Source organism: Sphingomonas sp. Leaf412, from assembly GCF_001425405.1.
In the GTDB taxonomy this organism is placed as follows: domain Bacteria; phylum Pseudomonadota; class Alphaproteobacteria; order Sphingomonadales; family Sphingomonadaceae; genus Sphingomonas.
The window spans coordinates 507,383-518,664 of record NZ_LMQP01000002.1 but is presented as its reverse complement, the minus strand read 5'-3'; the positions used below and the strand labels follow the sequence as shown (position 1 = coordinate 518,664).

The following is an 11,282-nucleotide window of genomic DNA, read 5'->3' as shown; positions in this document are numbered from 1 at the left end:
CGCGCGGCGTCGTCGTGAGGGGTTTGAGGGATGGGTCACCACATGCTGCGCGCAGCGGCGCTGATGGCGGTGGCGCCCGCGCCCGCGATGGCGCAGGCGCCGTCGATCGCCGATCTGCAACGCCAGATCGACGAACTGAAGGCGGTGATCGCGGAGATGAAGGCGGCGCGAACCGCCGTCGCCGCGGCTCCCTCACCTCCGGTCGCTTCCCCTGTCGCGCCCGCCCCGACTCCGGCGCAGGTCGCGCAGGTTTCCGTGCCCGCGCCCGCGACACCGCCGAAGAAGGAAGCGTGGTACGACCGCCTGACCCTGCGCGGCTACACGCAGCTGCGCTTCAGCGAATTCCTGTCCGGCGACCGCACCGCCCCCGCGGGCGTGTCGCGGCTGCGCTCGGTGCATGATTCGGGGATCGGGGACGGCACGAACCTGACGCTGCGCCGCGTGCGCCTGGTCCTGCAAGGCGACATATCGGACGACGTCTCGCTCTATCTGCAACCCGATTTCGCGACGAACGTCAGCAACCAGACCGCGGGCGAGCGGCGCGAGGGGTTCGGGCAGTTGCGCGACGCCTATGTCGACGCGTTCCTCGACGACGCGCACCGCTTCCGCCTGCGTTTCGGCCAGTCGAAGGTGCCGTACGGGTGGGAGAATATGCAATCCTCCTCCAACCGCCTTACGCTGGACCGCAGCGATGCGATCAACAGCGCGGTGCCCGGCGAACGCGATCTGGGCATCGTCGCTTATTACACGCCGACGCGCGTCGACCGCGTCTGGAAGCGGCTGGCCGACGACGGGCAGAAGCTGTTCGGCAATTACGGCGCCTTCGCGCTGGCGCTGTACAACGGACAGGGCATCAACCGCACCGAAACCAACGACAGCCTGATGACCGTCGCGATGGCGACATGGCCATTCGAACTGGACGCGCTGGGCGATGGTTTCGCGGGACAGGTGCTGGAGGTCGGCGCCGCGGGGCTGCGCAACCGGATCAACCCGGAGCTTGGAAGCGGCGGCACCAGCGACGTGTCGTTCGCGGACGAACGGTTCGGCATCCACGCGATCCTGTATCCGCAGCCGTTAGGGTTCCAGGCCGAATGGAACTGGGGCCGCGGACCGGAATACGATCGCGCGCAGGGCCGCATCGTCACGGGCCCGCTGAACGGTGGCTATGTCCAGTCGATGCTGCGACTGCCGGGATCGAAGCTGATGCCCTACGGGCGCTGGCAGCATTATCGCGGCGGGTGGAAGGCGTTGCCCGATGCACCGCGGCTGGAAACCGACGAGTTCGAGATCGGGCTGGAATGGCAACCGGTCCCGCCGCTGGAGCTGACCGTCGCCTTCGCGCGGATGCACCGGCTGGAAGCGGACCCGGATCGTGAAGGCCGCGCGGAGGGCAACCTCATCCGCACGCAATTGCAGTGGAACTACTGACGTCCCGCTATTTCAGCGCGAGCCTGCGCGCGAAGTGGATTTCCACCGCGCGCTTCACGCTCTCCGCGATCTTTCCCCGCCCGGCCTTGCTGTCCAGAAACGCCGCATCCTCCGGCGTCGACAGATAGCCCGTCTCGAACAGGATCGACGGCAGGTCGGGCGCCTTCAGCACTAGCAGCGACGCGGTGCGGTGGAAATTGTCCTTCACCGGCATCAACGGCCTGGCCTCCCGACCCAGCAGCCGCGCGAACCCGGCGGAGGCGTTCATCGTCTCGCGCTGCGTCAGGTCGATCAGGATCGAGGACACGTCCGCGTCGCGATCCAGCGTCACGCCCGCGATCACGTCCGACCGATTCTCCCGCGCCGCCAGCCGCGCGGCCTCCTTGTCGGAGGCGACGTCGGACAGGGTGTAGGCGGTCGCGCCGGTCGCGGTCGTGCCCGAACCGACGCTGTCGCAATGGATCGAGATGAACAGGTCCGCCTTCAACCGCCGCGCCGCGCCGAACCGCTCGCGGTGGAGGATGTAGCGATCGTCCTCGCGCGTCAGCGCGACGCGCACGCGCCCACCTTCCAGCAGGCGGTCGCGGATCGCCTTCGCGATGCGCAGTGTCACGTCCTTTTCGCGCAGGCCGCTTTCGGTGTTGACCGCGCCGGGATCGACCCCGCCGTGCCCCGCGTCAATGACCACCAGCGGCCGGTCCGCATCGCCGCGCACCGTCGGCAGCGGGCGCGGCTTCGCGCGCGGGGGCACCTTTTGCGACACGATATATCGCGCGCGATCGCCGCCGCCCCACGCCACCGTCCGTACCGATGCCGGTGCCGCGTCGGTCAGGTCGAGCACCAGTCCCCCGGCACGATCGGGCACCGTCCCGCCCGCGGGCACGGCCGGCAACAGGCCAAGGGCTAGGACGGCGAGCGGCAACACACGCCGCAGATGCCGGATGCCCGGCCCCCGGGTCCAGCGAAATCCCATTCGTGTCCGTCCCTGGCGCACCGCCCGCCCCCCGCATGGTCCGGCCCCGTGATGGCGCGAACCCCGTCGCCATATGGTTGCGCGATATCGTTAACGGACCGTTAAGAGGTTCCGGCTAACGCGTGTAACAGCCGGTTGAAGCGTGGCGCACGCAATGCTACGCCGCCCCGGCACGGGAGCGCGCGAGCGCCCCGGCATCACTGCCCATCCGGCATCCGGCCGGATACGGGCCCACCCAGGTTGACGCTTCCATGCCGCATTTCGCCCGACCGCTTCCCCGCCCGGCCCACGCCGGCGGCAGCGTCGTCGCGGCCCCCGGCCCCCGTTCGTCCGGAAATGCGCAGGCAGCGAAGGCAGTTTCATCATCCCCGCGCGTGCGACACGCCGCGCCCCTATATCGCGCCGCAGCCCTTCGGGACGCCTGCGGCGCGCGGAGACTATATCATGACCACGCGCATGCTGATCGACGCACGCCACCGGGAAGAAACCCGTGTGGCGGTCGTCAAGGGTAACCGGATCGAGGAATTCGATTTCGAAAGCGCCGAGCGCAAGCAGCTCAAGGGCAACATCTACCTCGCCAAGGTGACGCGCGTCGAACCGTCGTTGCAGGCGGCGTTCATCGATTACGGCGGCAATCGCCACGGCTTCCTCGCGTTCAGCGAAATCCACCCGGACTATTACCAGATCCCGAAGGAAGATCGCGAGGCGCTGCTGCGCGAGGAGGCGGAGCACGCCGCCGAGGAAGCCGCGCTGCGCGCCGACGACGATGACGACGATCTCGAAGCCGATTTCGACGATGCCGAGCACGAGGACGACCACGGCGAGGAGGAGCATCACGACGAGGAGGGCGCGGCCGACGCCCCCTCCCCGCGCCGCAAGTCGCGCCCGCAGGACGATGCGGTGGAGGACCTGCGCGAACGTCGCATGAACCTGCGCCGCCGCTACAAGATCCAGGACGTGATCCGCCGCCGTCAGGTGCTGCTGGTCCAGGTCGTGAAGGAGGAGCGCGGCAACAAGGGTGCGGCGCTGACCACCTACCTGTCGCTCGCGGGCCGCTATTGCGTCCTGATGCCCAACACGTCGCACGGCGGCGGGATCAGCCGGAAGATCAGCAACGCGGCGGACCGCAAGCGGCTGAAGACGATCATGGCCGACCTCGCGCTGCCGTCCTCGATGGGCTGCATCGTGCGCACGGCCGGGCTTCAGCGCACGAAGGTCGAGATCAAGCGCGACTTCGACTATCTTGCCCGCCTGTGGGACGAAATCCGCGAGAAGACGCTGGAATCCTCCGCCCCCGCGCTGGTGTACGGCGACAGCGACCTGATGAAGCGCGCAATCCGCGACATCTACAACAAGGATATCGACGAGGTCGTGGTCGAGGGCGACGAAGGCTATCGCCAGGCCAAGGACTTCATGAAGCTGCTGATGCCCACCCACGCGAAGAAGGTGAAGCATTACAGCGACCCCGTGCCGCTGTTCCAGCGCGCGCATGTCGAGGACCAATTGTCCGCGATGTACCATCCGGTCGTGCAGCTGAAGTCGGGCGGCTACCTCGTCATCAACCCGACCGAGGCTTTGGTGTCGATCGACATCAACTCAGGCCGGTCGACGCGCGAGCATAATATCGAGCAGACCGCGACCGCGACGAACCTCGAGGCGACGCAGGAAATCGCGCGCCAGCTGCGACTGCGCGACATGGCGGGCCTCGTGGTCATCGACTTCATCGACATGGACAACGGATCGAACGTCCGGAAGGTCGAGAAGGCGATGAAGGAGGCGTTGAAGAACGATCGCGCCCGCATCCAGGTCGGCCGTATCTCGTCGTTCGGCCTGATGGAGATGAGCCGCCAGCGCCTTCGCACCGGCGTGCTGGAGGCATCCACGCGCCCGTGCCCGCACTGCGAAGGCACCGGCTTCGTCCGCACCGCCTCGTCGTCCGGCCTGTCCGCGCTGCGCCTGATCGAGGACGAGGCTGCGCGCGGTCGCGGCTCGGTGCTGCTGCTGCGGTGCAGTCATGAGGCTGCATTCTACGTCCTGAATCGCAAGCGCGCCGACATCGCGGAGATCGAGGACCGTTACGGCGTGCACGTCGAGGTCCTGGCCGAGGGCGAGGAGGAAGGCGCGCGCATGTCGGTGGAGGCCAGCGGCCCGCCGCCCGCGCACGCGCCGAAGTTCGATCGCCCGATCGAGGAGCCCGAGGACGACATCGACGACGAGATCGAGGTCGAGGAGGATGAGGAAGAGGTCGAGGCGGATGCCGGTCCCGAGGCCGCCGAGCCGCGCGACGACGCGGGCGACCGTTCCGGCCGTCGCCGGCGCCGCCGCGGCCGTCGCAATCGCCGTCCCGAGGGTGAGGACGCACCGGTCGCCGGCGAGGAGGCGGATGAGGCCGTCGATACCGACGCCGACACGGACGCCGACGTCGACAGCAACGAGGAAGCGCCCGCCGACGGCAGCGACGACGGACGCTCCGGCCGTCGCCGTCGCCGTCGCCGCGGTCGCGGTCGTCGCGATGGCGCGCCGGCGGACGGATCGACCGCGGACATCGCTCCCGTCGCCGACCTGGTGACCGATGCGACCGTCGACGCCGCGGAGCCGGTTGAAATCGTCGCCGTCGCCGATGCCGCCTCGCCGGTGGCGGAGGAAGCACCCGCGCCCAAGACGCGCCGCCGCCCGCGCGCACGCGCCGGTGCCCCGGTCGATACGGCCGCAGCGACCGCATCGGTCGAGCGTGAGGAGGAGGAGGCACCTGCCCCCGCCCCCGTCGCGACCGACGTGCCGCCCGCAAAGGCGAAGCGCACGCGCCGCAAGAAGGCCGACGCCCCGGTCATCGAGGCCGGTGATGCCGGCCCGGTGAACGACGGCCTGCCCGCGCCCGACCTGGCCGTGGAGGATGCGCCGGTCGAGGAGCCCGCGCCCAAGCCGAAGCGCACCCGGCGCAAGAAGGCCGATGCCGCGCCGGTGGCGGAGGACGCCCCGGCGGCGGTCGCTGCCGAGCCCGGGGCCGTGGAGGAGGACGCCGCCGATGCGCCCGCTGACGCCGCGCCGGAGGAAGCGAACGACGCCGACGGCAGCCCGCGTCGCGGCTGGTGGCAGCGCACGTTCGGCGCCTGATCGATGACGGCCGGGCCTTCAGCGGCGGTTCACCCGAACCGCCGCACAGGCCCGGCCACATCATGATATCGAGGGACATATCCACGCGATGACGCGGCTGTCTGCGAAACGCCTGTTCGGCTTCGTCGCCGCCGCGGTCCTGCTCGCGGTCCAGCCCGCGCATGCGCAGTCGATCCTGCGCGATGCCGAGACCGAACAGTTGCTCAACGACATGTCGGCGCCGCTCATCACCGCGGCGGGCCTGCGGCCGCGCGACGTGCAGATCGTCCTCGTCAACGACGATTCGATCAACGCCTTCGTCGCGGGCGGACAGGTGGTGTTCGTCCACTCGGGCACCTTGCAGGCCGCGACCAGCGCGAACGAGGTGCAGGGTGTGATCGCGCACGAACTGGGCCATATCGCGGGCGGCCACGTGCCGCTGGGCGGCGCGGCGGGCAAGGAAGCGACCGGCATCACGCTGGTCAGCCTGCTGGTCGGCGTCGCGACGATGCTGGCCGGCGGTGGCGCGGCCGGCGCGGGCGTCATGGCCGCGGGGCAGCAGGCGGCGATGGGCAAATACCTCGCCTTCAGCCGCGCGCAGGAGGCGTCGACCGACGCCGCGGGCGCGAAATACCTGGCCACCGCCGGGATCACCGGCAAGGGTTACCTGTCGTTCTTCAAGAAGATGCAGCAGCTGGAATATCGCTACGGCATCACGCGCAAGGTCGAGTTCCTGCTCGACCATCCTGTGTCGAGCGAGCGCATCGCCAACCTGACCGAGGCGATGGAGACGGACAAGGCGTGGAACAAGCCGTCCGATCCGGCGATCGAGGAGCGGTTCAAGCGGGTGCAGGCGAAGCTCGACGGCTATCTCCTGCCGCCCGCGCAGGCGCTCCAGAAATATCCCGAGGGCGATGATTCCATCTACGCCCATTACGCCCGCGCCTACGCCTGGCACCGCAGCGGCTATCCCGCGAAGGCCGATGCGGAGGGCGCGGCGCTATTGCGCGCGAAGCCGGACGACCCGTATTTCCAGGAGATCGTCGGCCAGATCCTGCTGGAGGCGGGAAAGCCGAAGGCCGCGCTCGCACCATTGAAGGCCGCGACCGAGGGGTCGCGCTCCAACCCGCTGATCGCCACCACCTACGGCCATGCGCTGATCGCGACGGAGGATCCGGCCAACTATCCGGTGGCACGGCAGATCCTGCGCGTCGCGGTGGCGCGCGACGACCGGAACCCGTTCGCCTGGCAGCAACTGGGCACGATCTACGAACTGACCGGCGACGATGCACGCGCCGCACTGGCGACCGCGGAGCGCGCCTCGATGACCGGCGACGCGCGCACCGCAGTATCGCGCGCGCGTTACGCGATGGCGGGCATCCCCAAGAATACGCCCGACTGGATCCGCGCGCAGGATATCGCGATGACCGCGCAGGACACGGTCGATACGGAAAAGAAGAAAAAGAAATGAGCCGTCCGGCGATGCTGGGACTGGCGCTGCTGGGCGCGGCGGCGGGGGCGGGCGGCATGTGGCTTGCCGACCGCGTGGCGCCCGGCGACCTGACGGGCGCGGATCGCGTCCGCATCGAGCGCGTGGTGCGCGACTACGTCCTGGCGCATCCCGAAATCCTGCCCGAGGCGATGGAGAAGCTGCAACAGCGCGAGGCGGCGAAGGCGGTGGCGTCGCGCCGCGGCGCGATCGAGCAGCCGTACGAAAGCGCGTGGATCGGCAATCCCGACGCCGACGTCACGCTGGTGGAATTCTACGATTACAATTGCGGTTACTGCCGCGCCTCGCTGCCCACGATCGAGCGGCTGGTGCGCGAGGATCCGAAGCTGCGCGTCGTCTTCCGCGAACTGCCCGTCCTTGCCCCGTCCAGCCGCACTGCCGCCCGCGCCGCGCTGGCGGCGGCGAAGCAGGGGAAGTTCAAGGCGTTCCACGACGCATTGTACGCGCGCGGCCAGGTCAGCGACGCGACGATCGCGGACGCCGCGCGCGCCGCCGGCGTGAACGTCGCCGCGATCCCCGACGACGCCGACGATGCGATCCGCCAGAACCTGACCGTTGCGGAGGCGCTGGGCATCAACGGCACGCCGAGCTGGGTGATCGGCGACCAGGTCCTGACCGGCGCATTGCCGATCGACCGGCTGAAGGACGCGATCGCGAAGGCGCGGGCGCGCTAGATCCTGCCCGGCACGGGGAGCATGAGCGTCGCCACCCTTGCCACTCCCCCACCCCCGCCCTACCTCCCGCGACATGCCGGAACCGATCCTCACCGTCGCCGGCGTCTCCAAGACCTACGCCAACGGTCCGACCGCGCTGAAGTCGGTCGACCTGACCGTGAACCGCGGCGAAATCTTCGCGCTGCTGGGTCCCAACGGCGCGGGGAAGACCACCCTCATCAGCATCGTGTGCGGCATCGTGACGCCGTCGACCGGCAGCATCACCGTCGCCGGTCACGACGCGCTGCGCGACTACAAGGCCGCGCGGCGCACGATCGGGCTGGTGCCGCAGGAATTGTCGACCGACAGTTTCGAAAGCGTGCTGGCGACCGTCACCTTCTCCCGCCGTCTCTTCGGCCGGTCGGCTCAGAGCGATTATATCGAGCAGGTGCTGCGTGACCTGTCGCTGTGGGACAAGCGCGACGCGAAGATCAAGGACCTGTCGGGCGGCATGAAGCGCCGCGTGCTGATCGCGAAGGCGCTGGCGCACGAACCCGAACTGCTGTTCCTGGACGAGCCGACCGCGGGCGTCGACGTGTCGCTGCGCCGCGACATGTGGAACCTCGTCCACCGCCTGCGCGAGAACGGCACGACGATCATCCTGACCACGCATTATATAGAAGAAGCGGAGGAGATGGCCGACCGCGTCGGCGTCATCACCGGTGGCGAGCTGCTGCTGGTCGAGGAGAAGGCCGCGCTGATGGCGAAGCTGGGCAAGCGCGAGCTGGACCTGACCCTGGTCGAGCCGATGACGACGGTACCCGACGGCTTCGACGACTGGAACCTGACGCTGACCGACGAGGGGCACAAGCTGCGCTACGTCTTCGACGCCAAGGCGGAAGAGACGGGCATCCCCGCCTTGCTGCACCGGATGGGCGAGCGGGGCATCGCCTTTCGCGATCTGGAAACCAGCAAGTCCAGCCTGGAGGATATTTTCGTCGATCTGGTCGCGGAGAAACGCGCATGAACCTCCACGGCATCTGGGCGATCTACCGGTTCGAGATGGCGCGCTTCGGCCGCACGATCTGGACCAGCCTGCTGACCCCCGTCATCACGACGACGCTGTATTTCATCGTCTTCGGCTCCGCGATCGGGCGGCAGATGGGCGCCGTCGACGGCGTCGCGTACGGCGCCTTCATCGTGCCGGGGCTGATGCTGCTGACGATCTTCAGCGAGTCGATCTTCAATTCCTCGCTCGGCATCTATATGCCCAAGTTCACCGGGACGATCTACGAACTGCTGTCGGCCCCGTTGTCGCCGGTGGAAACCGTCATCGGCTATGTCGGCGCGGCGGCGACGAAATCGGTGACGATCGGCGCGATCATCTTCGCCACCGCGCACCTGTTCGTCGACCTGCCGATCGCGCATCCGTTCCTGATGCCGCTGTACCTGTTGCTCGTGGCGGTTACCTTCTGCCTGTTCGGCTTCGCGCTTGGCATCTGGGCCAACGGGTTCGAGCAGTTGCAGGTCATCCCGCTGCTGGTCGTCACGCCGCTGACCTTCCTGGGCGGCGCCTTCTATTCGGTGACGGTCCTGCCCGAACCGTGGCGGACGGTGACGCTGTTCAACCCGGTCGTCTATCTCATCAACGGCTTCCGCTGGACCTTCTTCGGCGTCAGCGACGTCGACATCGGCGTCAGCATGGGCGTGACCTTCGCCTTCCTGCTGCTGTGCCTTGCCGCCATCGTGGCGATCTTCCGCACCGGATGGCGGCTCAAGAGCTGACCCGGCCGGAGACGATCGGGCGCAGCACGACCGCGTTCAGGTCGATCGCCGCATGCAGCGCCATCGCCGCCCACAGGCTGCCGGTCGAGAGATAGACGATCGTCAGCAACGCCCCCACCGCCATCGTCGCCACGACCCCCGCCGGTCCCTGATACCGGTGCGCCAGGCCGAACAGCACGCACGCCACCGCGAACCCCGCGACCGCGCAGCCGGTGACGGCCGCGATCAGCAGCGGCAGCAGCAGCCGGAAAAACAATTCCTCGGTGATCCCCGCCGTGACGGCCAGCGCCGCTGCCCACCTCAGCTCGGCCCGGCTGCGCGGCAGCACGCGCTCCACATCGCCCAGCCCCACTTTCCGCCCACGCCGTTCCAGCGCGGCCGCGACCAGCCCGCCGAGCAGTACGCCGCCCAGCGCGGCCAGGCCCATCGGCCCGATCGGATCGATCGCGCCGAACCACGTCACCACCACCGTGCGCGCCGCGGCGAACGGTGGAGGCAGGTCGACGATCGCACGGACCTGACCGCTTGCCGCCAACAGGGTCAGCGAGCCTGCGCCGAACGCCGTCCACGCCTTCGCCACCCATGCCGGATAACGACGCGACGGCGCCCCGCGCCGCCACCGGCCGAACATGTCGCCGCGCAGGAACAGCCACAGGATGCCGATCGCGGCGGCGAGGGGGAATATGGGGCTCAGCGCGGGGACCTGCCCGGCTCATCGCACATCGTTCCCCTCCGTTCAGAGGCGATGCTCGCCCTTCACCCAGCGGACCGTACCGGTCGACGCGCGCATCACGACGCTTTCGGTCGTCATCCGCTTGCTCTGCCGCTTCACGCCTTCCAGCAGCGACCCGTCGGTCACGCCCGTCGCGGCGAAGATGCAGTCGCCCTTCGCCAGTTCCTTCAGATCGTATTGGCGGTCGAGGTCCTCGATCCCCCATTTGCGCGCGCGCGATCTCTCCGCGTCGTTGCGGAACAGCAGGCGGCCCTTGAACTGCCCGCCGACGCAGCGCAGCGCGGCGCACGCCAGCACGCCTTCGGGGGCGCCGCCCGATCCCATGTAGACGTCGATCGTGGTGTCGGGGTCGGTCGTCGCGATCACGCCCGCCACGTCGCCGTCGCCGATCAGCACCACGCCGCAACCGATCGTGCGCAACTCCGCGATCAACGCCTCGTGCCGCGGCCGATCGAGGACGCAGGCGATGATCTCGTGCGGCTGCACGCCCTTCGCCGCGGCGATCGCCGCGACGTTCTGCGTCGGCGTACGGTCGAGGTCGATCACGTCGGCGGAATAGCCCGGCCCGACCGCGATCTTGTCCATGTACACGTCGGGCGCGTTCAGCAGGCCGCCCTTCTCCGCGATCGCCAGCACGGCCAGGCTGTTCGGCCCGGCCTTCGCGCAGATCGTGGTGCCCTCCAGCGGGTCCAGCGCGATGTCGATCGCGGGTCCCTTTCCGGTGCCCACCTTCTCCCCGATGAACAGCATCGGCGCCTCGTCGCGCTCGCCCTCGCCGATCACGACGGTGCCGTCCATGTCGAGTTCGTTCAGGGCGGCGCGCATCGCCTCCACGGCGGCGGCGTCGGCGGCCTTCTCGTCCCCGCGCCCGACCAGCGTCGACGCCGCGATCGCGGCGGCCTCGGTCACGCGCACCATCTCCAGAACCAGTACGCGGTCGAGCGTCTTGCTCGCGGCAGTCGTCATGTCGGCTATCCCCTCATTCCTTGCCCCGGCCATCACAGCCGTTCGGGCTGGGCACGGTCGAAGCCAAAGCGTGACGCCTGCCCTTCCACCTCGCCCAGGGCGAACGGAAGGGGGCGTTCGTCGCTCCGGCGCTTAGGCGGC

9 protein-coding genes are annotated in these 11,282 nt (G+C 69.1%); 6 read left to right on the top strand and 3 right to left on the bottom strand.

What is annotated here, in order from left to right:
• Window positions 1-42 precede the first annotated feature (42 nt).
• The gene (locus ASG29_RS06825) at window positions 43-1,428 is read left to right on the top strand and encodes a porin (protein WP_156457919.1); all 1,386 of its coding nucleotides are present in this window, start codon (window positions 43-45) and stop codon (window positions 1,426-1,428) included.
• 7 nt (window positions 1,429-1,435) lie between these two features.
• Here ASG29_RS06825 and ASG29_RS06820 read toward each other — a convergent pair whose 3' ends face one another.
• The gene (locus tag ASG29_RS06820; RefSeq protein WP_082515735.1) at window positions 1,436-2,401 is read right to left on the bottom strand and encodes an N-acetylmuramoyl-L-alanine amidase family protein; all 966 of its coding nucleotides are present in this window, start codon (window positions 2,399-2,401) and stop codon (window positions 1,436-1,438) included.
• A gap of 456 nt (window positions 2,402-2,857) precedes the next feature.
• On the opposite strand from ASG29_RS06820, the gene ASG29_RS06815 reads away from it, so the two are divergent.
• The 5 genes from ASG29_RS06815 (at window position 2,858) to ASG29_RS06795 (ending at window position 9,442) form a co-directional block, all read left to right on the top strand.
• Window positions 2,858-5,515 (top strand): Rne/Rng family ribonuclease, encoded by a 2,658-nt coding sequence (locus ASG29_RS06815; RefSeq protein WP_055982374.1) that lies wholly within the window; start codon window positions 2,858-2,860, stop codon window positions 5,513-5,515.
• Window positions 5,516-5,603: 88 nt separating this feature from the next.
• The gene (locus tag ASG29_RS06810; protein WP_055982050.1) at window positions 5,604-6,965 is read left to right on the top strand and encodes a M48 family metalloprotease; all 1,362 of its coding nucleotides are present in this window, start codon (window positions 5,604-5,606) and stop codon (window positions 6,963-6,965) included.
• Window positions 6,962-7,678 carry a DsbA family protein gene (locus ASG29_RS06805; protein WP_055982048.1) on the top strand — a complete coding sequence of 239 codons (717 nt, stop codon included), beginning with the start codon at window positions 6,962-6,964 and terminating at the stop codon, window positions 7,676-7,678. The genes ASG29_RS06810 and ASG29_RS06805 overlap by 4 nt, the downstream gene beginning before the upstream one ends.
• Before the next feature lie 73 nt (window positions 7,679-7,751).
• Entirely contained in the window at window positions 7,752-8,684 is a 933-nt protein-coding gene (locus ASG29_RS06800) for an ABC transporter ATP-binding protein (protein ID WP_055982045.1), read from the top strand.
• Window positions 8,681-9,442 (top strand): ABC transporter permease, encoded by a 762-nt coding sequence (locus ASG29_RS06795; protein WP_055982042.1) that lies wholly within the window; start codon window positions 8,681-8,683, stop codon window positions 9,440-9,442. Before ASG29_RS06800 ends, ASG29_RS06795 begins: the two co-directional genes overlap by 4 nt.
• Here ASG29_RS06795 and ASG29_RS06790 read toward each other — a convergent pair.
• Together ASG29_RS06790 and glpX are read right to left on the bottom strand one after the other, a co-directional pair.
• Window positions 9,432-10,022, bottom strand: coding sequence for a CPBP family intramembrane glutamic endopeptidase (locus ASG29_RS06790; protein WP_235532807.1), 591 nt, complete (start codon window positions 10,020-10,022; stop codon window positions 9,432-9,434). The genes ASG29_RS06795 and ASG29_RS06790 overlap by 11 nt on opposite strands.
• A gap of 156 nt (window positions 10,023-10,178) precedes the next feature.
• A complete protein-coding gene (gene glpX, locus ASG29_RS06785) occupies window positions 10,179-11,141 on the bottom strand; it encodes a class II fructose-bisphosphatase (RefSeq protein ID WP_055982036.1) in 963 nt (320 codons plus the stop codon).
• Between the last annotated feature and the right edge of the window lie 141 nt (window positions 11,142-11,282).

Bases quoted from the DNA above. Each gene is read 5' to 3' on its own strand.
- glpX (WP_055982036.1), bottom strand. From the start codon at position 11,141: ATGACGACTGCCGCGAGCAAGACGCTCGACCGCGTACTGGTTCTGGAG.
- ASG29_RS06795 (WP_055982042.1), top strand. From the start codon at position 8,681: ATGAACCTCCACGGCATCTGGGCGATCTACCGGTTCGAGATGGCGCGC.
- ASG29_RS06800 (WP_055982045.1), top strand. From the start codon at position 7,752: ATGCCGGAACCGATCCTCACCGTCGCCGGCGTCTCCAAGACCTACGCC.
- ASG29_RS06825 (WP_156457919.1), top strand. From the start codon at position 43: ATGCTGCGCGCAGCGGCGCTGATGGCGGTGGCGCCCGCGCCCGCGATG.
- ASG29_RS06805 (WP_055982048.1), top strand. From the start codon at position 6,962: ATGAGCCGTCCGGCGATGCTGGGACTGGCGCTGCTGGGCGCGGCGGCG.
- ASG29_RS06810 (WP_055982050.1), top strand. From the start codon at position 5,604: ATGACGCGGCTGTCTGCGAAACGCCTGTTCGGCTTCGTCGCCGCCGCG.
- ASG29_RS06820 (WP_082515735.1), bottom strand. From the start codon at position 2,401: ATGGGATTTCGCTGGACCCGGGGGCCGGGCATCCGGCATCTGCGGCGT.
- ASG29_RS06815 (WP_055982374.1), top strand. From the start codon at position 2,858: ATGCTGATCGACGCACGCCACCGGGAAGAAACCCGTGTGGCGGTCGTC.